Source organism: Paraburkholderia sp. BL6669N2 (assembly GCF_003387275.1).
Classification (GTDB): domain Bacteria; phylum Pseudomonadota; class Gammaproteobacteria; order Burkholderiales; family Burkholderiaceae; genus Paraburkholderia.
Map to the genome: position 1 here is coordinate 2805109 of NZ_QUNA01000002.1, position 25359 is coordinate 2830467.

Here is a 25359-nt window from a genome sequence, read left to right on the forward strand (position 1 = left end):
AGCTGTCAATAGCGCTTGCCGTGCGTCACGCACGGCAAGCGCTTTCTTTTTCCCGCTCCCCTTTTTACGCAAGCAGCGAAACGATCCCGCCGATCGTGATTCCGGCTGCCAGCCAACGTCCGGCCGTATAGAACGCGTTGTGCGCTTCCTGAGGCTGATCCGGACGCTCGAGTCCGAGCGTGCCATACGCAAACGATTTGACCGCTGAGACGCCGGACGCCGGTGTGTCCTCACTTGCGGAATCGCTGACTGCGTCACCCTGACCCGTATTGTTATCCTGGGCCGCCGTTGCCGCGCCTTCCGCGGAGATATGGACGACGTCGTCCTGCGCGGGCGCACCCACGGTCGATGTCTGTAGGACAGCGTCGTCTGCTGCGGACGGCCCTTTGGTCGTCGTGCGATCCGGCCCCGGCAGTGTCGACGACAACGCACTGTCGATTTGCATAGCAACCTCCGTTGATTTTGCTTTCTGATGCGTCGGCCGGCGTCCCGCACACAGCCGGTTAAAACTCCTATCGACCTCGATTCGCGGAAACTTGAGCACCGGTAAGAAAGGGTAAGCACTATCTGCTGGATCGCCGGGTCCACGCTTTGCCGATCTGGTGGTCGAACTCGCGCTGAACCGCCGAAAAAACCAGCTCCGGTCCGCGCCCCTTTTTCCGGTAACGCCGCCCACAACGGTCGATTGCCCACATGCCCCGTCGTACAGCTGCGCGCGCAAAACCCCATCACACGGCCAGCAGCAGCAACCACCTGTAAAGCGCTCCCGCGCCAACCACTCCCCGGCTAACAGGCATAGTCGTTGCGCGCTCCCCACGTACACTTTTTACGAGGAGCACATCATGACTACGCTCGATCCCCAAGTGCCGGCATCCGCCGATACGCAAGGGGCAACTATCGTTGGAGTCGGCAACGGCGACGGTCCCGGACCGGACGTCATGGCGGCAGCCACGCTCGACGGCAACAAGGTGATGTCGTCGGACGGCGAACATGTCGGCAAGATCTCCGACATCATGCTCGACGTGCGCGGCGGCCGGATCGCTTACGCGGTGTTGTCCACCGGCGGCTTTCTGGGCATCGGCGACACGCTTCACGCGATTCCCTGGAGCGCGCTCACACTCGACACGGACGACAAATGCTTCGTGATCGATGCGAGCGCCGATCGGATCAAGAACGCACCGGGTTTCGATAAGGATCACTGGCCTTCCATGGCGGACATGCAATGGGGCACGGCCGTGCACGACTACTACAACCGTCAGCCGTATTGGTCGGTCATGCGTGATGGAGTGGAAGAGCGGCGATTGGACACTGACCTCTGATCGTCAGACGGGCAGAGTCGAACTGCGCAAGCCGGCCTTTCAAAGGCAGGATAGCGCGCGAACTTGTCCATGGCATTTGTCCACAGAAACTGTTTAGAAGCCTGTGGACAACCTGCGCATGACTCACCCAACTCCTTGAACGCGTTGGCTTTCACCGCCGCGCTCCGAATGAGTCGCGTGCCTCACGGCTTGCTGCAGACGGACGAGTGTTTCCTGCTTTACGGCAATACAAACGTTTTCACGAGCGTCAATTCACCGGCCTTGCGCATGGGCACGCGAATCGTTTCGCTCTTTTCGTTCGGCGTATTCTCGTTCGTGATGATGGTCACTTGCGCCACGGTCATATCGGCGCTGCTGTTCCCGCTGCCGTAGTAATTCACATAGACCAGATACGTACCCTTCAACGGCGCCGCGGACGAATAAATCTCCGGCCCGTATCCCGTCGTCACGTCGACGTCGAGCGCGCCGCCGTTCGGCGCGACGCGCTCGCCGTACCAGGTGTGCGCGCCGTCGGGCGAGACGACGTGCAAATCCAGATCGGTGCCGTCGGTGTCCCACGCGAGCAGCACGCGCAGCTTCGGCTGGGTCTTGCCGCTATAGGCGTCGTAGAACTGCACGCGCTTGCGGCTGCCGTCCGGCGCGCGCAGTTCGACACTGTTGCTGCCGGCGGGAAACGCATAGGGACGCGAAAATTTGCCGTCCCCTTCCACGCGCTGCGGCAGCGGCGTGCCATCGACCACCAGCGTCCCCACCGAGGTGCCCTTCTTCTTCGGCGTGCTGCGGATCTGCCCTTCGATCAGCGCGGACCTGGACTGCCCTTCCGGTGTCGACACCGCCACCGCAGGGTAATGCACGTCCTGCGTATAGCGTTCGCTGTCGCCGCTCGTGTTGCGCCAGCCGTTCAACGGCGCGGCGAAATCGATATCGCTCGCGTGCGCCGCCGGCGCTGCCAGCAAGCAGGCCAAACCCGCCGAACAGGCCATTGCGAGCCAGGCGCGGCTCGCCTTCATCCAACCCGTCGTCTCGACCTTCATCGTCACTGCTCCCATCCCGCTGTCAGAGTCGCTCGCTCTTCACGAGCATCAGGTCGCCGATCTTGCGCAGCGGCACGACCATCGTTTCACGCCGTTCGTTCGGCGTGTTTTCGTTGAACACCAGCGTCAACGTCGCCGTAATCACGTCGCGGTCGTGCGCGGCGGCGTCGAAGTTATAGCCGGTCGAATCGAAATTGCCCCAGTAATTCAGAAAGAACAGCCACGTGCCACGCTCGGGCGCCGCCGACGAAAAAATACCCGGCCCCGCGCCGTCCACCGAATCGACGTCGAAGCCGCTGCCGTCTTCGAGTGTCGGGTTGGCGAAGAAGGCATGCAGGCCGCCCGGCGTGATCACATGCAGATCGACCTGCGCGTGCGGATCGTCCCACGTGACCAGCGCGCGCAATTTAGCTTGCGGCCTGCTGCGGTCGGCTTCGTAGAACTGCATGCGCTGATGCTGTTTGCCATCGGCGGAAATCAGCTCGATGCTGTTCGAGCCCGCGCCGAACGCCCAAGGCCGCGCAAACGCGCCTTCCTCGTCGGTATATAGCGGCGTGGGGTTGCCGTTGACGACGAGCGTCGGCGGCTTGCGCGCGTGTTTGTCGATGTGCTTCAGGCGCCCTTCGATCAGCGTGCGATAACGCTGCGCGCCGCGATCGACCGGCGGTCGCGGATAAGCCGCGACGAAATGCTCGCCCTCGTTGGTCAGTCCACTGTGACGCCAGCCGCCGAACGCGCCGCTCAGGTCGGCAATCGCGCCGTCCGCGTCAGCGGCTTCGGCGTTCGGCGCACTCGTGCAGAGCGCAAGCGCAGCCACGGCCGCGGCCAACGTCACGACGGCGCGACCACGGAAATCACGCCGTGCAAACGGCCAGCGCAACAAGGATATCGGCGAGTGCGAGACGGTATTCATTGGATCGGATTGTCGGTGCGAATCAGCGTGCGCGCGGTGCGCTCGACAAACGTCTCGTCGAGCCCACGCGGATGATGCTGAAACGCGAGGTGAATATATTCATGCGCCAACGCGATACGGTCCTCTTCGGTCTGCAGCCGATACACGTACACGCGATTGCGCTGCGCATCCGCATACGGCCGACCTTCGCGCACGGCGCACACCGCGGGCAGATCGGGCGTTTCGTAGCCCGCCGCGCCGTCCATGCGCCGCGCCCATATCGGCGCGTTACGTTGCAGCCATGCCTGCGCGCCGGCCACTTCGATGCAATCGCCCGACAGCGGACTCTGGAACGAAGTCAGCGTCGCTTGCGGCCACGTGCGCGCGAGAATGGCGTCGAACGTCAGGCCGGCTTGCGCCGACGCCTTCGCCGCCAGCCAGCTCATCTGTCCCGGCGCGGCCTTGTCGTGGTGGTACTGAACGGGCACGCCGGTCAGCACGAGCGCGTCGGTGAGATCGGCGGCATGGCGCGCGGCGGCTGTCGGCGCGCGCGGCAGAACGCGCTGCGTCTTGCTGCTGTCGTCGATACGGAAACAGCCGTGGTCGTGGCTGCCCTGCTGCACGACGTAAGTGCGCGCCGCGACCGCCAGCGCCTTCGCCGCTTCCACCTGGCTCGTGTCGCCTTCACGCTCGACCACGCGCGCCACATAGTCGTTCATGCCGAAGCGGCCGACCACTTGCGGCGCACCGGCCGCATCGCGATCGAGCCGCAACTCGCCGCGGCTCGTCACCCGCGCCCAATTGCCGTTGACGAAGCCGACGCGGAAATCGCCGCGCAACGGCCCCTCGGGCGCGGCGGCCGGTCCCTTGTCGCCGAGCACTTCGCGAATTGGATAGCGGCTGAAGAAATCGACCAGCACGCAGGCGCCGTCGTCCGGCACGGTGACTTGCGTAAGCAGCGGCGCAATGCGCGGCGCGGCGGCCGCCAGCACGCGCGCGCTGCCGCCCGGACCGCCGAGCCACACCGGCGTGCCGTCCGCGAGCCAGCCGGCGGCGCCGCCGATCGAAGCGCCCGGACGCGCCGGATCCGGCATCGTCCATGTCTTGGCGCGCAACACGCTGCCGTAGAGCGACACCGTGCCTTCGCCGCGTCCGCTGGTCAGCACCGACACCAGCGTGCTCGCGGCCGCTTCGCGCGGCCGGGCGGGCATCGCCTGCAAAGCGGCGAGCAGTTCGGCTACCGGCACGCGATGCGTGGGCGTCATGGCGCGCAGATCGCGTAGCCAGGCCGGCGCGTGAGCGGCTGTCCAGTACTTGCGCCAGTCGGCGGAATCGAGCTGCAGGCGCGCGGGCTCGAAAAAAAGTCCGCACGACTGCACCAGCGCATGTTCACGATCGATATGACCGCCCGTCATGCAGCAATACACTTCTTCGGGATCGCCGCCGTTGCAGGCGTAATCCGGCGTGGCGATATTGCGGTCCACCAGATAGCCGTAGACGAATAGCTTCCAGACGCTGCCGAGCGGCGTCTCCAGCGTCGCGGGCAACACATTCGCGGCCTGCGGCGAGAAGCCGAGCGCGGCGCCGTTGCCGTCGGCTTGCCAAAGCCGGCTCTGACCGTCGCGCAACCAGGCGAAGCGCAGCATCTGCGACGAAGATCGCGCTGACATTCCTGCGGAGGTCGCGGTGTTCATCCCGGTAGCGGCATCCGTTGCGTTCGCCAATGCGGCTGAAGACGAGGCCACCGCATACGCCGACACGCCCGGTCCAACGCAACCGAGTCCCACGCCCACGGCAAGGGCAATCCGCAGCCTGGCTGCCAGACGATCGCGTAGAGGCCGAAGCGCGCGGTACATGGCGGTCTCGTCTCGCTTATTGAATGCGCAACGTCGTCACGCGATCGCTCTTGCCGCCTTCGAACGCCTTCGCGTCCGGCTGATACATGCGGAAGTAGCGCGCGGGCGGCAACGCGAATGTGCCCGGCAACGCGAAGCGCACCAGTTGCCGCAGCGTGACCGGTCGGTCGAGCAAGGGCACGGGCTGGTGATACGCCAGCTCGCCCATCTCGTACGACGCCACGCGCTGGAACGCCTGCGGACCGCTGGCGCCGTCCTTCGCGCCCGGCAGACCGTCGATCGACACGCCCCAACTCGTCGCCTCGACGTCGCCGCCCGGCGGCAGCGGCACGTCGAGCAAGCCGTAGTGGTAGGCGTTCCCCGAGCGCGGCGTGAGCGTGACTTCGTCGACATAGAGCGCATTGCTGTCGATCGCGTCGCCCTGCTTCACCACACGCGCGGTGAATGCGGAGCGGCCCAACTGACTCTCGCTAGCGGCGTCCTTTTTCTTCGGATCGACAGCGACTTCGACCGGTTCGAGCTTGTAGAAACGCCGCTCGACGGTGATGTTCAAGCGGCTGTCCTCGCTCGTGTGGCTGCGGAACGAAACGAGCGCGTTGACATCGGTACGCGCGGCGCCGGCATCGAGCGTGGTCGGCTGCGCCGCGCCGGTCCACTTGTAAAGCGGCGTGCCGGTCGGCGTCGTGGCGCGGGTCCAGCCCGTGCCTTGCAGCGACGGCAGCGACGCGGCAGTCGGATCCGCGCCGAGCGACTTGCGCAGCCACAGCAGCGTCAAGGCGCGATCGAGCGTCGGATAGTCGGCGCTGCTTTTTGCCAGCAATGCCGGGGCATCGGCGGCCGCTCCGCCGTCGCCCGTCATTGCGATGAGGCTTTGCACCAACGGCGCGGGATCGTTCACGAGCGTGAGGCGCGCGGCGCTTGCCGCGGCGTCGAAGCCGTCCGGCAACTGCGCGCTCGTGCTGCGCGCCATGCTCGCGATCAGCAGCGTCGCCATCTGCTTGCCGCGCGGTGAATCGGCCTGCGCGAACACGATGCTGTCCGACGCGCCGTACGTGCCGCTACGCGCGGGCGCTTTAGCGGTGGCGGCCGCATCGCTCGTCAGATCCGCGGCCACGCCCGACACCGGCGTTGCGACCGGCAGGCCCATCTGCTGCATCAGCCACAAAGCCAGCGCGCGATGCAACAGCGGCTCTTTCGCGCCGGCGTCGCGATAGACGTCCATGGCGTGCTGCCAGTTGTCCGCGGGCAGGCTAATGCCGAGGCTGCGGCTCGCGAGCCAGTCCGCGTAATATGCATAGGCCGTAATCAACGCGCTGCCGCCGGTGGTATCGCCCCACCAGCCGAACGTGCCGCCGACGCCCGCGAGCATGGCCAACCGCTGCCGCTGATTGCGCAATAGCGCTTCGAGTCCTTGCGTCGAGCTCGCATTGTCGCCATGGCCGATCGCATCGTGCGCGAGCGCCAGCGGAATCAGACGGCTCGACGTTTGCTCGGCGCAACCGTACGGGTAGTTGATCAGATCGTCGGCGACGCGCATGAACTGGCTCTGCGCGCTGCCGATGAAACGCACGCTGACGTCCTGCGCATCTTGCGGCAGATTGAGCGGCGTGTTCGAGCCGTCGAGCGCCACCGTGTTCTGATGCAGATCGAGCCAGCCGCTCGCATCGAGATGAATCGCCGTCTGCAGACGATCGACGTCCTTACCCGCGCGGCGCAGTGACGCGTTGATCACGCCGTCCTTCAGCGCGCCGTTCGGCAAACGCAGATAGTTCGCGCCGCGCTTGAGCGTGACCTTCTGATCGAGCGACAATCCGCCGCCGTCCACCACCCACTGCGCGTCCATATCCGCGTCGGTCTGATTGAAGGCGATCATGTCGATGGCAGGCTGATCGTTCACGCGGAAGTGCGACGGCCCGCTCCACTTCAGATACAGCGCCTTGTCCGAGCGCACGTAAGCAGTGCGTTGACCGACCATGCCATCCGGCGCCGCCGCGCGCACCGTAATGCGCCAGCGCGCCAGCGAATCAGGCATCCTGAACGTCATGGTGGCATGACCGCTCGCGTCGGTCTTGAGGTTGCCTTCCCACGCGGCCGTGTCCTGATCGTCGCGACGCGGCCGTTCGAGCACCTTCACGCCGCGCTCGTTGTAGTTGGCGCGCTGCGGTCCGCCGGGCGCGCCCGTCAGCGGCGAGCGCGCGAGGTCGTAGGTGATGAACGACAGGCTCGACGAAGTCCGCACGTTATTGCGGCGCGGGTGATAGAAGAAGTCGACGATATTCGGCGCGATTTCCGGCTGCAGCACGTAGACCATTTCATCGACCACGCTTACCGTCAGGTTCGCCGCTTCCGGCTTGCCGTTCAACGTGCTGTCGAAATTCAGCGTGACCGTGTCGCCCGGCCCGTACACCGTCTTGTCGCTCTTCACGTTCAGTTCGATCTGCGGCTGCGCGACCACGATGCCCGCGTTCTGGAACACGTATTCGCCGGCGTGCACGTACAGCACCGAGAACGTCATGTTCGGCGCGAAGTCAGCGCCGACCTTGATGCGCGCTTTCCATTGCGACGGCGCCACGCGTTGCAACTGCAACCAGTCGCCGCCCGCCGTAAGCAACGCGCGACGTTCGACGTTGTCGCGTTCGAGTGTTAGCAGCGCGTCGTCCACCGGCATCGGGAACGTGATCAGTGCTTCGGCGGTATCGCCGATCTTGTACTTGTCGCGATCGAACACGATCTCGACGCTGCCCGGAATCGCCTTGAGGCCGTCGCCCGCGACCCAGTGGCTGGTCGCGGCGAGCAGGTTGCCCAAGTCGTCCTTGACCGACAACATGTACGAACCCGGTTCATCGAACTGCACCGGGAACGACAGCTTGCCGCCCGCGCTCGCGCCCTTCAGCGCGCCTTCGCCATGCGTTTGCGATTCGAGGCGCGTCCATTCGTATTTCGATGGCGCATGCGAAGCCGGATCGACCGCGCCGAGCGCCTGCAAATCGAAGCTGACCCCTTCCTTCGGTTGCGAGAACGACTTGGCCGTGGTCAACCGATATGGCGTCGCGCCGCGCGCGATCAGCACTTCGCGCGTCACGCGCACTTTGTACGCCGCGCCGTCTTGTGCGAACAGCGTCAACGCGTAGCGGCTCGGTTCCTTCGCAGCAGGCAGCGTGAGGCTCGCGTTGCCGTCGCTATCCGTCTTCAGTTCCTGCTGTTCGAGCTTGACCGGAAACAGCCCCGCATAACGCAATTCACCGTCGACGATCGTCACTTTCTGCGCGCGCAACGTGACCGAAATCTTGCTGTCGCGCACCGGCTTGCCGTCCGGATAGCGCAACTGGATCTTGCCCTTCAGCGCCTCGCCGGTCGCGTAGTCGGCTTTATCCATCGACAGGTTCACGTCGAAGTGCGGCTTCACATATTCGGCGACGCGAAACGCGCTGCCATACACGTCGCCGTTGTAGTCGAAGCGCAGCGTGTAGCCGCCGGCGGTGGCATCGGCGGGCAAGGTAAACGCAGTATCCGCACCGGTATCGGAGGCGAAATGCACTTTGCTGGTCGCGACCGGCGCGCCGTTCGGATCGAGCACGTCGAGCTTGATATCGGCCTCGGCCGGCGCCGACGATTGCGTCGCGTTCTGGAACGTGCGGCCGATGAACTTCACATGCACCGGATCGCCCGGCCGGTACATCGGCCGGTCGGTCACTGCGTAGATCTTCGTGTTGTAGATCTCGCTGTCGTAATAGAAATTCTCGGAGACGAACACGCCGCCCTGCGGATCGCTGCCGAGCACATAGCTGCGCTCGGGGCTCACGTGTTGCAGCACCAGCGCGCCGTCGCCTCCAGTCGTGCCGCTTTGCAGAACGCCCACGCCGTCGGTCCAGTTCACTTCCGTATTCGCCACCGGCTTGCCGTTATCGCGCCGCGTGGTCCACACCAGCATGCCGCTCGACGCCGCCTTCACGACCGCCACCGTGTCCGACACGAACAGCAGCGTATGCGCGCGATAGTTGCCGATCACCGCCTCGACGATATACAGCCCCGGCGGCAGCTTGCCGACCGGAATCATCACGTTGCCTGAGCTGGCTTCGATAAAGTTACTGCTGCTGCCCGCGAGATTCACGCCCTTGGGCGGCTCGATCACTTTCGCATCCCAGATCGGATAGCGGAAACGCGCGACCATGTCGTAGCCTTTGAGCGGCGCGAATTGCGAGTTCGGCTCGAATTGCGTCGGCTTGCCGGTCTGCTCGCCGAGCTTGAACTGCGGCGCGGCTTCGGTCGCCTTGCTGCGAGTCGCGAAGGACAGCACGCGCTGCCACGCGCGGCGCGCTTCGGTGAACCAGCGGTCCCACAGATACGCGAGCGTGTTCGCGAGCCCTTCGCCCTGATAATTCGGCGCGACATTCAGCCGATGCAGATTCTTTTGCGCCTTCAGAAAGTCCAGCGGCCTGGGCACGCGATACACGACGATGTCCGCGCCGCCATAAGCCTGCAACGCGTCCTTGAAATCGCGGCCGGGCGCTTCGAGCCGCACCTGCGCGAGTTGATCGCTGCCGAAGCTCGCGTCCGAGAGCAGGAAGAACGGTTGACCGTCCACTTTCTGCGAGCTGAAGTTGCTCGATGGCGCCGTCTGCAGTGTCGGATTCCCGGCGATGTTGGCATCGGCGGCGGCAGCGGCGCTCGCCGCGTCGTCGTCCGCATAGGCGGCTGGTGCGACGGCGAGCGTCATCACCGCGAACAAGACTGGCAGCAGAGCCGCGAACCTGCATGCCGCGCGACGGTGCGCCCTGCCCAACCAACCGCTCGATCGTGTGACGGAAATCATTCGGGTCATGGTGTCAGAAAGTCCAAACGAAACACGCCGACGAAATTCGGATTGCCGTCGAGCGGCTGCCAGCGGGAATCTTTCCATTGCATCAGGTCGGAAACGGCGACGGCGCGCAGACCGGTATCGGTCGGCGTGACGGTGCCTGTGTGATAAGCGATGTAGCGATCCAGCCAGATCATCAGATGCTGGTCGTCGCCCTGGTCGAAGAACAGCAGATCACCGGGCAGCGCCTGGTTCACGTCCTTCGAAACAAAACGGCTGTTGCGTTGAATCAGCGCGATCGCCGATGCGTACGCGCCGGTGGAACCGTCGAGTTGGGTCCAGCGGTTGGCGATCGTGCGCTGCGACGCCGACAATTGCAGTTCGGGCGGCATGCTGCTCGTATCCGCGAGACTGGTCATGCCGTTGGCGCGCAGCCATCGGGTGTCGTGCGGACGGAGCGTCTCGCCGACCGCGAAGCGCACGAGGCCCGCGCAATCGCGTTGGGTCCAGCGCGGCGTCGGTCCGCGCCGCATCTGCTGATCGACGATGCGCGCGAACCACGCGCGAAACGCCGCGGATTGTTGTGGTGAGAGTGCGTCGGGGTCGGCGGACGCGGTGGTGCCGGTGAGCGCGTGCGCGTAGGGCGCGAGTGTCGCGATGGCGAACGCGGCAGCCGTGCTCGCGAGCCACGCTCGGCGCGATGTGAGGGCGGCATGCGCAGGCTCCGCAATGGCGACGCGCCGCGCCGCGCGCTCAGGCACGTGCGCCGCCACTACGGCGTCGGATACGCGAAAGCGGCGCACTCAGTCGCCCTCGGTGCCGGGCTGATCCGCCGACGTATCCGCCGCGCTCGTATTCGAACCGGCATCTGCTTTCGCGCGGTCGAACCACCACTCCACCGGCACCCAGCCCGTCGAGCCCGGCAGATTCTGCGGCAGCGTCAACGAAACTGGCGGGTAGTGAGCGAGCGCGTGCAGCTTCGGCATAAGATGCGTGCGCGACGCATTGCGGAACACCGCTTCCTGATCCGCCGGCAACGCTGCGCCGGCCTCGCGTTCGATCAGCGCGGCCGCCGACGACGGCTCGAGCGTCAGAATCGTGCGCGGCAAACGTTGCGGCGCGAGCGTATCGGCGAGCGCCGGGTAGCGCTTGTCGAGCACCGCGAGCGTGTCGTCGACGAGGCGGCCGTCCGGCGAGAAAATCAGATAGCCGTGCGCGAGTGCGAGCGTGACCGGGAAATAACGTTCCGCCGACAACTGCGACGCGAACGACGCCTTGCTGCTCACCGCCGTGCCCGAACGCGCGCTCACCGGACGCTGCCACACGGTGACGTCCGCGCCCTGATCGCGCGTGGTGACCGGCAAGCGGCGATAGCCGGAGTCGGCGCCGTCGGCTTTGGCGGCCTTCGCTTCATAGGCGCCGATCACATCGCCGAAAGTCTTGCCGAGCGCGGTCTTCAATGCGGCGATGCCGGCCGCGTCCTGCTGCTTCACGCGCGCGAAGAACACCGGCGCGACCAGCGTGGACTTTGCATACCAGCACACCGCTGCGGGGCCGGTGAGCTGATCGCCGATCGCAGCTGCGTTGTCCGCGCCGCCGCCGGCCACTTTGCCCAACAGACCCGAGGCCTCTTTCCAGTCCGCCGGCAAGCTCGTGCAGGCCGCCGCATTGGCCGGCAACGCGCGCCACAGGTCGGCGCCGTTCCACTGCTGCGGCAACTTGCCCGGATCGATCAGCGCCGAGGTCTGCCAGTTCGCCGCGGCGTTGCCGTTCGGGGAGAAGTCGAAACGCAGCGCGTCGATACCGGAGAAGAACGCTTGATAACCGAACGACAGGTAATTCGCCGACACCACCAGCCGATGGCCCTTCGGCGCGTCGCCGGACGCATCGAGCCGATAGGCATGCGCGGCATCGTCGCGGCCTGAGGACAGCATCTCGGACACGGCGTCGGCCCGCTCGCTCAGCAAGCCGCCCTTGCCGTCGAGCAGTACGCCGGGCGCGGACAGCACCACCAGCCGGTCGTCTTTAGTGGCGAACAGCAGCGTGCGGCCGACCGCCAGCTTCAATGCGTAGACCGGCACGTCGCCGGAGAGCTTGGCCACCTGGCTCAGCTGCGCGTCGCTGGTGGCGACGTTGCCCACGCCTTGCAGCAGCTTCGCGAGGCCGTTGCGATGCATCGACATCGCCCAGTAGCCGAGGCGGCCGTCGGGCGAGCGCCATAGCAGCACGTGCGCGGGTTCGTCGAAGACGCGGCGGATCAGTTCGTCGCGCCAGTCGAGTTGATGTTCGAACGCGAGACGCCGCAGCGCGCCTTCGGCGGACAGACGCGTATTGCTCGATTCGTAATAGTCGACGAAGTCTTGCGTCAGCACGTCGCGCAGCAGCGGCACGCGCAGGATGTCGCGCGGCAAACGCGACAGCGCGTCGCTGTCGATTACCGCGTCAGGGTGATGAATATCGAGGACGACTTCGCTGTTCTCGGCGACTTTGCGATGACCAAAAGGACGCCACACCGCCTGAATGACCACGCCGGCCACGACCAGAAGACCGGCTACCAGGATTGCAATCTTTTTGCGCGACATCTTCATCTGATTTCTTCTGGTTCGATGCGACGGTATTAACGCGGATGCCCGGTAGATTAAGCCAGCGGGATCAATCTCCGAAGGCAGCGATGATAACCGATATTTTTAACTGAAAACCAGCGATGCTTCCTATTTAACAGTGGGACTTTGCTTGAGGAGTTTGACAAAAATCGGACACATGCCTGATTAAGGGATTAGGAAACGCTTCCGTTGGATGCGACGATTCGATTCGTTTAAATGGCGCGAGCCAGTGCCACTCCTATAGGCGGGAACACGCGGGACATGGCTCCGACGCTTTGGGTACGGCGCCCGTCGGCTTGCATAGCATTACTCGTCCGGCGCCATTATGCTAAATCCGCTTGATTTAGCGTGCGCGTAAAAAAACCCGGCTGCACGCAATGTGCTCGCCGGGTTATTTCAAGCATCGCGATTACTGCTTTGATACGAGCACCACCTTAGCCGCCGTCAAAATGCTCAAGCGCCTGCTTCATTCTCCTCACGCCGGTTTCGATATCCGGCACACCGGGCGCGGCAAACGACAAGCGCAGTGCCGACGAATCGATATTGTCTTTATAGAACGCGACGCCCGGCACAAACATCACATTGCGCTCGATACAAGCGCGCAGATAATCGGACGCATTCTGACCGGTCTTCAATCGCGCCCATACGAACATGCCGCCAGCAGGACGATGAAATGCGATCTGTTCCGCCAGTTGCGCGTCGAGCGCGTCGCATAGCGTGCGGCATTTCACAGCGTAGGCGTCGACGATCCGCGGCAAATGCTGCTCCAGCGCACCGCTCGCGAGATACTCCGCGGCGATCGCCTGGGTCCACGGCGAACTGCACAGATCGACGGTCTGCTTGGCGACCACACAGCGTCGCAGAATCTCCGCGTGCGCGAGCATCCAGCCCACGCGCAAGCCCGGCGCGACGATCTTCGAGAGACTGGAGAAATGCACGACCCAATCGCGCGACCCCGGCACCTGTTCGCTCAGCGCGAGCAGCGACGGCAACGCCACGCCGGTGAAGCGCAGATCGCCGTAGGGATCGTCTTCGACAATCAGAAAGCGGTGACGCGCCGCCAGCTTCAGCAACGCCGTGCGGCGTTCGAGCGACAAGGTCGCGCCAGTCGGATTCGCGAACGTGGGTACCGTGTACAACAGCTTGGGCGGCCGACGCAGCGTGCCCGAGTCGAGCAGCGCGGCGAGCGCGTCGATATCGAGGCCGTTCTGATCGACGGGAATCGTGCCCACGTCGGCCTCTTGCAGCTTGAGCGCCTGCAAGGTCGCGGGATAAGCGGGCTGCTCGACCAGCACCACGTCGCCGGGCGCGACCATCACGCGCAGCAGCAAATCGAAGCCTTGCTGCGAGCCGGTCGTCACCAGCAAGTCCTGCGGCGTGCAAGACACGCCGCGGCGCGTCATCAGGTGCGCGAGTTGTTCTTTGAGGACAGGCAGGCCGTCGGTCGGGCCGTATTGCAGGCAGAGCGTGGTGTGTTGCGACGCGCGCGATGCAGCGGCATCGAGCCCTTCACGATCGAACAGATCACTCGCCGGATAGCCGCCGGCGAACGAGATCATGCCGGGTTGCGCCAGATACTTGAATAGTTCGCGGATCGGCGAACCGGTCGGCGCTTCGAATGCGGGATTGAACGTGAACATGGTGACGGGCCGCTTCTCAGGAAGAAAGATCGTCGCCGATTGTGGCCATCGGCGAGTTGGGCGGCAAACGATATCTACGCACTACGTATTGCGTTTTCCGCATCACCCCGATGCACGCGGCTACACCACGTTCTTCTCCACGATGGGCCGGTTTTCCAGCACACGCGTGAAGCTCAGCGAGCCCAGATCGAGCGTCGTATAGCGGCCATGCAGAATCAATTCGCTGATGCCGCGCCCCGTTGCCGGACCTTGCTGCAAACCGTGACCGCTAAAACCGTTGGCGAAAATGCAGTTATCGACATCCGGGTGATAGCCGATGATCGCGTTCTGATCGAGCACGTTGTATTCGTAGTAGCCGGACCAGCAATTCTGCACGCGCAGCGCTTCGAATTGCGGCACGCGATGCGCGAGCGTCGGCCAGATCACGTCGTCGAAGAGTGCGTGATCGACTTCGTCGAGCGGCAGGTCGTCGGGGTCGTTATCCGCCGACGGCGACGTGCCGCAGATAAACGATTTTCCTTCGGGACGGAAGTACACGCCGCTCGGATCGATCAGCAACGGACACCGTTCGAGCTGCCCTGGCGAGCTGACGTTGAAAATACTGCGGCGCCGCGCGTAGACCGGAATGTCGATGCCGACCATCTGCGCGACTTTGCGCGACCATGCGCCGGCAGCATTGACCATTACGTCGCAAGCGTAGGTCTCGCCGTCTGCGGTCTGCACTTGCGTGACGCGTTTGCCGTCGCGGTGAATGGCAATGACATCGGCGGCGATGTACCGCGCGCCGAGCGACTGCGCCTTCTTGCGTAGCGCCTGCACGAGTCCATAGCCGTCGAACCAGCCCTCGCCGCTTTCACCGTATGCGCCGGCCACGAGGTCTTCTGTGTTGAGCCAGGGAAAGCGCGCTTGCAATGCGTGCTGGTCGAGCAGACTGATGTCGGCGCCAAGACTCGTTTGCAGCGCGTGATTCTCGCGCAGCGTGGTCTCGCCGGCCGGTGTTGCGAGAAACAGATAACCGCCTTCGTGCAGATCGATCGACGGTTTCGCGCCATCGACCTCGAGCCGTTCGCCGATCGAGCGCAAAAACTCGATGCCGTATAGCGACATCTGAATGGAAAGCGGTGTGGAGAATTGCTGACGAATCGACGCCGCCGATAACGCCGACGACGAGCGCGCATAAGTCGGATCGCGTTCGATCACAGTCACGCTGACTGTCGGATCGGACAGCCGCAAGAAATACGCAATCGAGCTGCCGATCACCCCACCGCCGACGATCACGACTTTGGAACTCACGTCTTACTCCACGAGTAGCGTGGCCGCTCGCAAACGCCGGCGGCGCAAACGGATTGCTGAAGAGGTTCTGTCAGTTAGCAACGGCGCAGGAATGCGCCGTTGCTTTTGCACTGGTCAAGCGAGCGGTATCAGCCGATATTGAAATCGATACCCTGCGCGAGCGGCAACGCCGACGAGTAGTTGACCGTATTGGTAGCGCGGCGCATATAGGCCTTCCACGCATCCGAACCCGACTCGCGGCCGCCGCCGGTTTCCTTCTCGCCACCGAACGCGCCGCCGATTTCCGCGCCGCTCGGTCCGATATTGACGTTCGCGATGCCGCAGTCGCTGCCCGAGTCGGACAGGAAGCGTTCCGCTTCGCGAAGATCGGTAGTGAATACGCACGACGACAGGCCGTGCACCGCCGCGTTGTTCGCCTCGACTGCGTCGGCGAAATCGCTGTAGCGCAACACGTAGAGAATCGGCGCGAAGGTTTCCTTCAACACCACCGACGTTTGCGACGGCATTTCGACGATAGCCGGACGCACGTAATAGCCGTTTTCATAGCCCTTCACGTCGACGCGCTCGCCGCCGAACACCTTGCCACCTTCGGCCGTGGCCTGCTGCAGTGCTTCCTGCATGCGGCCATACGATTGCTTGTCGATCAGCGGGCCCATCAGCGTGCCCTTTTGGAGCGGGTTGCCGATCGGCACCTTGCTGTACAACTGCTTCAGACGCTCGATGGTTTTGTCGTACACGCTCTCGTGCACGAACAAACGGCGCAACGATGTGCAACGCTGACCCGCCGTGCCCACCGCCGAAAACAGAATGCCGCGCATGGCGAGTTCGTGATCCGCCGTTTGCGTGACGATGCCCGCATTGTTGCCGCCGAGTTCGAGCAGCGAGCGGCCGAAGCGCTTCGCCACTTCCACGCCGACCGTGCGGCCCATTTCCGTGCTGCCCGTCGCGCTGACAATCGACGCGCGCGGATCGGCCACCAGCTTCGCGCCTACATCACGGCCGCCGTTGATCAAGGCGGTGAGGCCGGCCGGCGCGTCGCCGAACTCTTGCAGCGCTTCGCTGAGAATCTGATTGACGGCGAGCGCGGTGAGCGGCGTCTTTTCCGACGGCTTCCAGATCACCGCATTGCCGCAGACCAGCGCGAGTGCAGCATTCCACGACCACACCGCGGCCGGAAAATTGAACGCCGAGATCACGACGCAGGTGCCCATGGGATGCCACGTCTCCGCCATGCGATGCCCCGGACGCTCCGAGGCGATCGTCAGGCCGTACAACTGGCGCGACAGACCGACCGCGAAATCGCAGATGTCGATCATTTCCTGCACTTCGCCCAAGCCTTCCTGAAGAATCTTGCCGGTCTCGAGCGTGATGATGCTGCCGAGCGCCTGCTTCTTTTCACGCAGACGGTTGCCGAGCAGACGCACCAGTTCGCCGCGCCGCGGCGCCGGCACGTTGCGCCAGGCGGTGTACGCCTCTTTCGCCTGGGCAAGGGCCGTGTCGACTTCCGCCACCGTGTTGCTGGCCACACGGCCGATGAGTTCGCCGGTGATAGGCGAGTGAACCGCGATGTCGCCGGCTTGCGCCGCGTGGGCGATGCCGAGGTCGGCGAGGATGGTGGAAGCGTCCATGAAAATCCCTTTAATTTCCGATGCGAAACAAGAGTAAGTTCGGAAACTATACACGCGGGCTTTTATGGCGGCAAGGGTATTTGCCCGGAGCGGGCCGGGGCAAAGCCCGCAAAGTCTTGCTGTGCCTATGCGGGTCGGCCCGCCGAATCAATTGTTTCGCGTTTTAGCGGACCGAGGCATTAACTCACGCCCGCACATTGGCTCTGACACATTAGTTTCTTATTGGAAATACATGGCGCCGCCAGAAAGTGCACCCCGAACGACGTCTGGCCCGGCAGCTTGATCGTTACCGATAAATGGCGCGCGATTGAACGCCCGCAACTATCGGCCTTAAACGCCTGCCATCAGCCGGTCGACCAGCACGCGCGCGAACGGCGGCAGGTCTTTGAGGTTGCGCACGCAGATCTTGAGCTTGCGCTCGGCCCAAGGGTCGTTCAGTCCGACCGTGGCGATCTGCATCGTCTTCCTGTGCCGCAGCGCGACCGATTCCGGCACGATGCCGATACCCACTCCCGCTTCGATCATCCGGCAAGCGGCTTCGAAGTTGCCGACCTGGATGCGCAGTTTCAGCCGCGCGCCGAGCGCATCGGCGGCACTCGTGATGAACGCGTGGATCGCGCTAGAGGTCGGCAAGCTCACGAAATTGGCCGTGAGCACTTGCGCAAAGTCCACCGACGCCAGACGCGCCATTGGATGATCGCGCGACGTGACCAGCACGAGCCGGTCGTCGCGATACGGCAGCATTTCCAGATGCTCCGCATGCACGTTGCCCGCGACGATGCCGATATCCGTCGCGCTATCCGCCACACCCTTGACGATTTCACCGCTTAACACTTCGCGCAGGTCGATGTTGACGTCAGGATGATCGCGCAAGAAATGGCTCAGCACGGCCGGCATGAATTCGCTGATCGCCGTGGTATTGGCCCAGATGCGTACGTGTCCCTTGATGCCTTCGCCGTACTCCTGCATGTCGCCGGCCAGATGCTCGACCCGTTCGAGCACGAGCCGCGCGTGATGCACGAAGGCTTCGCCCGCGGGCGTAAGCGTCACGCCCTGGCTGGTGCGATAGAGCAGCTTGAAACCCAGTTGTTCCTCGAGATTCTTGACCCGGTTGCTCGCCGCCGGCGCCGACAGGTGCGAACGCTCCGCGGCGCGCGCCAGATTTTGCGTGTCGGCGATATTGATGAGCAGACGCAAGTCCACGAAATCGAAATGCATGATGACGGCCTGGTTGAAGCGCCGCTGGGCGCTCGCAAGACAAAGGCCAATCTTAACCGGGTGTGAAGAAAGTGCCGGACGGTTTCGGATGAGCCGCCGGTTTTGCCCGCAACTTCGCACATCGATTTCGTATATATAGCCAGGCACGGCACTTGCTTTATGTTGCGGCTCGACAGGCAAGAACACATGGCAATTCAGGCCGCCCTGTCACGGCTGGCGCCACGGACACCCGCGACCCGGTCCAACCGAATATTTCAGGCATAAGCATCATGAGTCGCGTATTACTGGTCGACGACCAACCCGAGGCATTGTCCGCGCTACGCGCCGTGCTGGTCGGCCGTGGTTACACGGTCGCCACGGCGGCGGACGGCGCCGAAGCTTTTGAACGACTGCAACGCACGCGCGTCAGCGCGGTGGTGTGCGACTGGCGCATGCCCAACATGGACGGCGCCGAACTGATCGAATCGATGCAGGCACGCAGTGAACTCGCTTCCGTACCCGTGATTCTGACGAGCGGCAGCGGCGAAGCGCCCGCCTTCCCCGTCAAAGGCTTTCTGAGGAAACCATTCGCGCTGGACAAGCTGCTCTCGTTGCTAGCCGAATGCGAAAGCGATGCGGCGATGCCCGCGGTCTGCTAAGCGCTTAGCGGCCCGCTGGCGAGCGCCGTCGATGCACTCGCTCGCGCGCGTCGCGCACAAAAGCGGGGCACGCGGTGAGTTCGCGAGCGCAGCGGTGCGGCGTCGAGGTGCGGTTACTTTGAAACGCGCTCGCGTCGTAAAGAGCGAATCGACGGACCTCCTCATGCGCTCGATCGGCTACACCGACTTTTCGAACCACTCTCCGCTCGGCGTGAGCTCGGCATCGGGCGAGATGTCCTCTAGCGTCTGCTGACTCGTTTCGATCCGCAGCGCAAGGATCGCCACGCTCAGCAACAGCAGGACGCCGCCGACCATCGTCAGCACGCCAGTCACACCGAAGTGCGTGTACAGCAGCAGCGCCACGTAAGGCGTCGACATGGAGGCGGCGCGTCCGCATGTGCCGGCGACGCCCGTCCCCCGCAACCGGTGCGCGGTCGGAAACAGTTCCGGGATATAGCCGAACAATCCGAGCGTGCATACCGTATAGATCGCCGTCACCAGTGCGAACCCCACAATGGAAATCGCCGCCGGCGCCCGCATCTGCACGTACACGAACCCGAGCGCGATCGTCACGAGCGAGAACAGCACGATGCCGTTACGCCGGCCGATCCGGTCCGTGACCAGATACCCGACCACCGCGCCGGCCGGTGCCCCGAACGACATCAGCAGCACGAATCCCAACGATTGCACGATCGTCAACCCTTCCTTGACGAAGAACGTCGGCAACCACGCGACGAACCCATACAGCGACATGTTGATCGCCATGCAGGTGAGCGCCGCCACCAGCGTGCGGCCGATCATGCCACGCGCGAACAGCGCAGAGAACGGCGCGGCCGGCACCTGGTGGCTCATCACGCGGGCCACCGGCGGCAACTTGCCGACCCGCGCTTCGACTTGCCGCTCGATCGCCGACACCGTCGCCTCGGCTTCGTCGAGCCGTCCGACCGTTTCCAGCCAGCGCGGCGATTCCGGCATGCGGTGCCGCAGAAACCACACGACGAGCGCACCAATCCCGGCAATCGCAAACATATAGCGCCAGCCGAGATGCGGAATCACCCAGTAGCCGATCGCCGTCGCGCCGAGGAGGCCGGAATTGATGATCAACGCGAGCAGTGAAGTCCAGCGTCCGCGCGTGGCCGGCGGCACGAATTCGCACAGCGTCCCGGCCGCCACCACCAGTTCTGCCCCAAGCCCCACGCCCATGATGAAACGCAGCAGGATCAGCCAGTAGATATTCGGCGCGAAACACGCGGCGATCGACGCGAGACCGAAGATCGCCAGATTCGCCTGATACGAATAACGCCGGCCGAAGCGGTCGCCGAGATAACCGGACAGACCCGCGCCGATCATCATGCCCATGAAGGTCGCGGAGATGAAAAACGAGCCGAGCCGCAAATCGGTGAAGCCGCTCTTGACCATCGCGGCTAACGCGCCGTTAGCGAGATAGATATCGAATGCGTCGAGGCAGGCGCCTGCGCCGATCAGGCCGAGAATGTTCCAGTGAAAACGGCTGATGGGCAGGCGATCGAGCCGCGCGCCGGAATTGACGGTTGCCAAATTGTGTCTCCTGATGGGTCCGCGCGCGGTTGGACCGCGCGCGCAAAACAGTGATGCATGGCTGTCTTTTTATGACGACGGCTCTTTGCATGGTGTTGAGTCACGCGGCGCGGATGCGTCCCCCCGCGTGACGTCAAGATTGCGTCACGCCGCGTCTTCAGGGAATTGGCATTATTGGAAGCCGATGTTTTGTCGCGGTTAATGGACGGCTCGCGGCTTCGCGTCCGCGATGCGCTCGCCGCAGCCTACGCGCCCGCGAGGATTCTCCGCGCCTTCAGGATCACCGGCATATCGACCATCTTGCCGTCGACCGCCACCGCCGCGCCCTGGCTCGTTTCCACTGCGGCGAGTACGCGTTGCGCCCAAGTCTTGTCCGCGTCGCTCCATGCGTACGCGCGATGCACCGCATCGATCTGCTTCGGATGAATGCACAGCTTGCCGCCGAAACCGAAGCGCCGGCCGCGACGCGCATCGGCTTCGATGGCCTCGGTATCGGTGATGGTGGTCGACACGCCGTCCACCGGCGCGCCGATGCCGGCAAGCCGCGAGGCCAGCACGATCTGCGAGCGGTACAGATGCAGTTCCTCGCCGTCGCCGTCGATACCCAGATCGATCTGAAAATCCAGCGTGCCGAACGCGATGCGTTGCACGCGCGGCGCGGCGCACAACGCCGCGAGGTTCGCAAACCCACGCGCGGTTTCAACGATCGGCAGCACGTTCAATGTGGCATGCGCCGTCGCCAGCACCGCTTCGATCTGTTCGCGCGTCTCCGCTTTGGGCAACACGATCCCGGCGACACCCGCCTGTCCGGACAGCGCGGCGACATCCTCGGTGAACCAGGGCGTGTCCGAGCTATTGATGCGCACCCACGCGGGCCGTGATGCTTCGCCCGATACAGCGGCTAACACCGCCGCGCGCGCCGCCGGTTTTTCGTCGGGCTGCACAGCATCTTCGAGATCGAGAATCACCGCGTCCGCGCCGGCCGCATGGGCTTTTTCGAAGCGCTCAGGGCGGTTGCCCGGCACGAACAGATAAGAGCGCGGCAGCGCGCCGCTCATGCTGCCACCGTCGCGTCGGACTCGGCTTCAAAGACCGATCCGACCTGCGTTTGTTTCGCGATTTGCCACGCATTGCCGAGCAATCGCGCGGCCTCGCCTTTGGAGGCCGCGCCCGAAAATGCCGCCAGCCGATGCAGCTTGGTGGCGATTTCATCGCGCGACAGCGTATTGCCGGGGTCGCCTTTCGGTTCGTCGACGCGGCCTTTGAACGTGCGGCCGTCGGTGGTCGTGACCGTTACCTTGCCGATCCAGCGCGCGGGATAAGCGGCGTCCACTTCGGCGTCGAAAGCCATCTCGACGTTGTCGCGGAAGGCGGCGATCGCATCCGCGTCGAAGCCCTGCTCGAATTCGGTCACGCCCGCATAGCCGTGATGCGCGACGAGCCCCAGCACCGTGCCCATGTTGAACTTCGCCTGATGAACGGTGCGCGGCGCGACGACCGCGCCGAGCACATCGAGCGCGCCCTGATGGACGTGCGCCACGACCTTCGCGATATCGCGCGGCGCGAGACGGTGTTCCTGCACCACGGCGAGCAACGCGTCGGCGGCGGGATGCGTGTGGCGGCATGCCGCGTGATACTTGAACGACGTCTCCGCCGTCGCCCAGCGGCTGCCCAGGCGGTCGACCAGACGCGCCGGGTCGGCGTCGCTCGACATGCCCGCCGCCATGCCTTGCGCGCCTTCGAGAATGTGCGTCGCGCCCTTGAAGCCGTCGGCGGCGAGTTGCGCGGCCATCAGTCCGTTGGCCGCCGCCATGGCCGTGTGCAGTTGTTTCGAGTCGGCGGCGTCGCGCAGAAACTCCCACAGGCCGCTTGCCTGCGTACCCGCCGAGCCGAACGCGTCGAGCATTTGCACCGGCGACAAACCGAGCAACCGTCCCGCTGTCGCGGCGGCCGCGACCGTGCCCGCCGTACCCGTGGTGTGAAACACCTTGTAGTGCGTGCGCCCAAGAAACTCGCCGATGCGGATGCCGACTTCATAACCCGCGACCGCCGCCGCGATCAAGTCGCGCCCCGACTTGCGATGCGCTTGCGCCAGCGCGAGCGCCACCGGAAACACGACCGTCGCGGGATGAAACACCGAGCCGTTGTGCACGTCGTCCTGTTCGGCGAAGTGCGATGCCGCGCCGTTGATCATCGCCGCGAAATACGGCGTGGTGCGGCTGCGGTCGATCAGCACTTCGCATGCGCCGTCGTTCGACACGCCGCCGGCCTGGCGAGCGAAGCGCGCGATCGTCTCGACCGGCCGCGCGCCTTTGCCCGCCAGCGCCGAGCCGAGCCAGTCGACGTAAAGGTTGACGGTGCGCTCCACCACGGCGTGCGGAATGCTGTCGAACTCGAGTTGAGCGGCAAAGGTGGCAAGCGTCAAACTGGGATGGTCGTTCATGTGAGGTCGCTTCGAGTTCGTTCGGGTTGCCGGCGTGGCGTCGGTCGCACTCCGGCACAGGAAACATTCAGATCGTGCCTGCGGCTCGCAGCGCGTCGATCCGCGCGCTGTCGTAGCCGAGTTCGCGAAGAATCGCGTCGGTATGCTCGCCGAGCGCGGGAACCGGATCCATACGCGGGTCGATATCCGTCGGCAAGCCCGGCGGCAATAACGCGGGCACCACGCCCGCCGGCGTGCCAACCTGATGCCAGCGCTCGCGGGCCTTTAGTTGCGGATGCGCCCATACGTCGCCGAGCGAGTTCATTTGCGCATTGGCAATACCGGCGCTATCCAGCCGCTCGATCACTTGCGCCGCGCTCAGCTTCGCAAAAGCCGCGACGATCACCTCGCGCAACGCGTCACGCGCCGACGTGCGTTTCGAGTTGGAGTTGAAGCGCTCGTCGGTGGCGAGATCGGGTTGCATCAATACGCGTTCGCAGAAGAGCTTCCATTCGCGCTCGTTCTGCAGACCGAGCATCACCGTCTTGCCGTCGCCGGCCGGGAACGGGCCGTACGGATAGATCGTGGCGTGCGCCGCGCCGGAGAGCGCGGGCGGCGCTTGACCGTCGATCGCGTAATAGAGCGGATAACCCATCCACTCGACCATGCTCTCCAGCATCGACACGTCGATGCGGCAACCTCGCCCCGTGCGGCCACGCAATAGCAGCGCGCTGAGAATGTTCGAGTACGCGTACATGCCCGCCGCGATATCCGCAATCGAGCAACCGGCCTTGGCCGGCTCGCCCGGCGAACCGGTGATCGACAGAAAACCGGATTCGCTCTGGATCAGCAGGTCGTAAGCTTTCTTGTCGCGATACGGTCCGTCGGAACCGTAGCCGGAAATATCGCAGACGATCAGCTTCGGATACTTCTCGCTCAGCGTGTCATAACCGAGACCAAGCCGATCCGCGGCGCCGGGGGCGAGGTTCTGCACCAGCACGTCCGCGTCGGCGACGAGGGCATCGAGAATCTCCGTCGCGGCAGGCTGCTTCAGATCGAGCGCAAGACTTTCTTTGGAACGATTGGTCCAGACGAAATGCGACGACAGTCCATGCACGCGTTCGTCGTAACCGCGCGCAAAGTCGCCAACGCCGGGCCGCTCGATCTTGATCACCCGTGCGCCGAGATCCGCGAGTTGGCGCGTGCAGAACGGCGCGGCGATCGCGTGTTCGAGCGTGACGACTTTGATACCGTCGAGTGGTCTCATGTTGTTGGCGCCCGAACGTCAGAACGAACGCGGCAGCCCGAGAATATGCTCGGCCACGTACGAAAGAATCAGATTGGTGGATATCGGCGCGACCTGGTAAAGCCGCGTCTCACGGAATTTGCGCTCGACGTCGTACTCGCAGGCAAAGCCGAAGCCGCCGTGGAATTGCAGACATGCATTGGCCGCTTCCCACGACGCATCGGCCGCGAGCAGCTTCGCCATGTTCGCCTGAGCGCCGCACGGTTGATGCGCGTCGAACCGGCGTGCCGCCTCGAAGCGCATCAGGCTGGCCGCCTCGACATTGATGAACGAGCGCGCGATCGGAAACTGCACGCCCTGGTTCTGACCGATCGGACGGCCGAATACGATGCGCTCTTTCGCGTATTCGGTGACCTTGTCGACGAACCAATAGCCGTCGCCGATACATTCGGCGGCGATCAGCGTGCGCTCGGCATTCAGACCGTCGAGGATGTACTTGAAGCCCTGCCCTTCTTCACCGATCAGATTCTCGGCGGGGATTTCGAGGTTGTCGAAGAACAGTTCGTTGGTCTCGTGATTGACCATGTTCAGAATCGGCTGCACGGTCATGCCGTGACCGATCGCTTCGCGCAGATCGACGATAAAGATCGACATGCCCTCGGATTTCTTCTTCACGTCCGCAAGCGGCGTGGTGCGCGCGAGCAGGATCATCAGATCCGAATGCTGCACGCGCGAGATCCACACCTTTTGTCCGTTGATCACATAGCGGTCGCCGCGCCGCTCGGCGGTGGTCTTGATCTTCGTGGTGTCCGTGCCGGTGGACGGCTCAGTCACGCCCATGGATTGCAGACGCAAATCGCCGCACGCGATCTTCGGCAGATACTTGTGCTTCTGCTCTTCGGAACCGTGGCGCAACAGCGTGCCCATGTTGTACATCTGGCCGTGGCAGGCGCCCGAGTTACCGCCAGCGCGATTGATTTCTTCCATGATGACCGACGCTTCGGTCAGCCCGAGCCCCGAGCCGCCGAAGTCCTGCGGAATCAGCGCGGCCAGCCAGCCGGCTTTGGTGAGCGCGTCGACGAAAGCTTCCGGATAGCCGCGTGCTTCGTCGATCTTGCGAAAGTACTCGCCGGAAAATTGCTGGCACAGATCGCGAACGGCTTCGCGAATGTCCTGAAAGGAATCCTGCTGCGTGGTTTGCATAAACGAATCTCT

General features: G+C 64.1%; 18 protein-coding genes. 2 read left to right on the forward strand and 16 right to left on the reverse strand.

Annotated elements, in window-relative coordinates:
• Positions 1 to 64 precede the first annotated feature (64 nt).
• Positions 65 to 445, reverse strand: coding sequence for a hypothetical protein (locus tag B0G80_RS35095; protein ID WP_116122345.1), 381 nt, complete (start codon positions 443 to 445; stop codon positions 65 to 67).
• Positions 446 to 842: 397 nt separating this feature from the next.
• Between B0G80_RS35095 and B0G80_RS35100 the strand changes: the two genes are divergently transcribed.
• Positions 843 to 1319, forward strand: a complete 477-nt coding sequence (locus B0G80_RS35100) for a PRC-barrel domain-containing protein (RefSeq protein ID WP_116122346.1) — start codon at positions 843 to 845, stop codon at positions 1317 to 1319.
• A 218-nt stretch (positions 1320 to 1537) separates the two neighbouring features.
• Here the strand turns inward: B0G80_RS35100 and B0G80_RS35105 are convergent, their stop codons facing one another.
• The 10 genes from B0G80_RS35105 to B0G80_RS35150 all read right to left on the reverse strand — a co-directional run bounded on the left by B0G80_RS35105 (position 1538) and on the right by B0G80_RS35150 (position 18281).
• The gene (locus B0G80_RS35105; RefSeq protein ID WP_116122347.1) at positions 1538 to 2353 is read right to left on the reverse strand and encodes a YfaP family protein; all 816 of its coding nucleotides are present in this window, start codon (positions 2351 to 2353) and stop codon (positions 1538 to 1540) included.
• Positions 2354 to 2375: 22 nt separating this feature from the next.
• Complete coding sequence (locus B0G80_RS35110) at positions 2376 to 3266, reverse strand: YfaP family protein (RefSeq protein ID WP_258879139.1); 891 nt, start codon at positions 3264 to 3266, stop codon at positions 2376 to 2378.
• The gene (locus tag B0G80_RS35115) at positions 3263 to 5101 is read right to left on the reverse strand and encodes a DUF2300 domain-containing protein (protein WP_116122348.1); all 1839 of its coding nucleotides are present in this window, start codon (positions 5099 to 5101) and stop codon (positions 3263 to 3265) included. Before B0G80_RS35115 ends, B0G80_RS35110 begins: the two co-directional genes overlap by 4 nt.
• Positions 5102 to 5117: 16 nt before the next feature.
• Positions 5118 to 9923: an alpha-2-macroglobulin gene (locus B0G80_RS35120; protein ID WP_116122349.1), complete on the reverse strand. Its 4806-nt coding sequence runs from the start codon at positions 9921 to 9923 to the stop codon at positions 5118 to 5120.
• Complete coding sequence (locus B0G80_RS35125; protein ID WP_408969476.1) at positions 9920 to 10660, reverse strand: DUF1175 domain-containing protein; 741 nt, start codon at positions 10658 to 10660, stop codon at positions 9920 to 9922. Before B0G80_RS35125 ends, B0G80_RS35120 begins: the two co-directional genes overlap by 4 nt.
• A 42-nt stretch (positions 10661 to 10702) precedes the next feature.
• Positions 10703 to 12487, reverse strand: a complete 1785-nt coding sequence (locus B0G80_RS35130) for a DUF2138 domain-containing protein (RefSeq protein WP_116122350.1) — start codon at positions 12485 to 12487, stop codon at positions 10703 to 10705.
• Positions 12488 to 12936: 449 nt separating this feature from the next.
• Complete coding sequence (locus tag B0G80_RS35135; RefSeq protein WP_116122351.1) at positions 12937 to 14142, reverse strand: PLP-dependent aminotransferase family protein; 1206 nt, start codon at positions 14140 to 14142, stop codon at positions 12937 to 12939.
• A 120-nt stretch (positions 14143 to 14262) separates the two neighbouring features.
• Positions 14263 to 15435, reverse strand: a complete 1173-nt coding sequence (locus B0G80_RS35140; RefSeq protein WP_116122352.1) for an FAD-binding oxidoreductase — start codon at positions 15433 to 15435, stop codon at positions 14263 to 14265.
• A gap of 128 nt (positions 15436 to 15563) precedes the next feature.
• Entirely contained in the window at positions 15564 to 17063 is a 1500-nt protein-coding gene (locus B0G80_RS35145) for an aldehyde dehydrogenase family protein (RefSeq protein ID WP_116122353.1), read from the reverse strand.
• A gap of 330 nt (positions 17064 to 17393) precedes the next feature.
• Positions 17394 to 18281: a LysR family transcriptional regulator gene (locus B0G80_RS35150; protein ID WP_116122354.1), complete on the reverse strand. Its 888-nt coding sequence runs from the start codon at positions 18279 to 18281 to the stop codon at positions 17394 to 17396.
• 269 nt (positions 18282 to 18550) lie between these two features.
• On the opposite strand from B0G80_RS35150, the gene B0G80_RS35155 reads away from it, so the two are divergent.
• The gene (locus tag B0G80_RS35155; protein ID WP_012428397.1) at positions 18551 to 18919 is read left to right on the forward strand and encodes a response regulator; all 369 of its coding nucleotides are present in this window, start codon (positions 18551 to 18553) and stop codon (positions 18917 to 18919) included.
• A 177-nt stretch (positions 18920 to 19096) separates the two neighbouring features.
• On the opposite strand, the gene B0G80_RS35160 is transcribed toward B0G80_RS35155, so the two are convergent.
• From B0G80_RS35160 to B0G80_RS35180, 5 genes are all read right to left on the reverse strand, one after another.
• Complete coding sequence (locus tag B0G80_RS35160; RefSeq protein WP_116122355.1) at positions 19097 to 20476, reverse strand: MFS transporter; 1380 nt, start codon at positions 20474 to 20476, stop codon at positions 19097 to 19099.
• Positions 20477 to 20721: 245 nt separating this feature from the next.
• Positions 20722 to 21534, reverse strand: coding sequence for a CoA ester lyase (locus B0G80_RS35165; RefSeq protein ID WP_116122356.1), 813 nt, complete (start codon positions 21532 to 21534; stop codon positions 20722 to 20724).
• The gene (locus B0G80_RS35170) at positions 21531 to 22919 is read right to left on the reverse strand and encodes an MmgE/PrpD family protein (RefSeq protein WP_116122357.1); all 1389 of its coding nucleotides are present in this window, start codon (positions 22917 to 22919) and stop codon (positions 21531 to 21533) included. The genes B0G80_RS35165 and B0G80_RS35170 overlap by 4 nt, the downstream gene beginning before the upstream one ends.
• Before the next feature lie 67 nt (positions 22920 to 22986).
• Positions 22987 to 24165 (reverse strand): CaiB/BaiF CoA-transferase family protein, encoded by a 1179-nt coding sequence (locus B0G80_RS35175; RefSeq protein ID WP_116122358.1) that lies wholly within the window; start codon positions 24163 to 24165, stop codon positions 22987 to 22989.
• Between the two features lie 18 nt (positions 24166 to 24183).
• The gene (locus tag B0G80_RS35180) at positions 24184 to 25347 is read right to left on the reverse strand and encodes an acyl-CoA dehydrogenase family protein (RefSeq protein WP_106282754.1); all 1164 of its coding nucleotides are present in this window, start codon (positions 25345 to 25347) and stop codon (positions 24184 to 24186) included.
• Between the last annotated feature and the right edge of the window lie 12 nt (positions 25348 to 25359).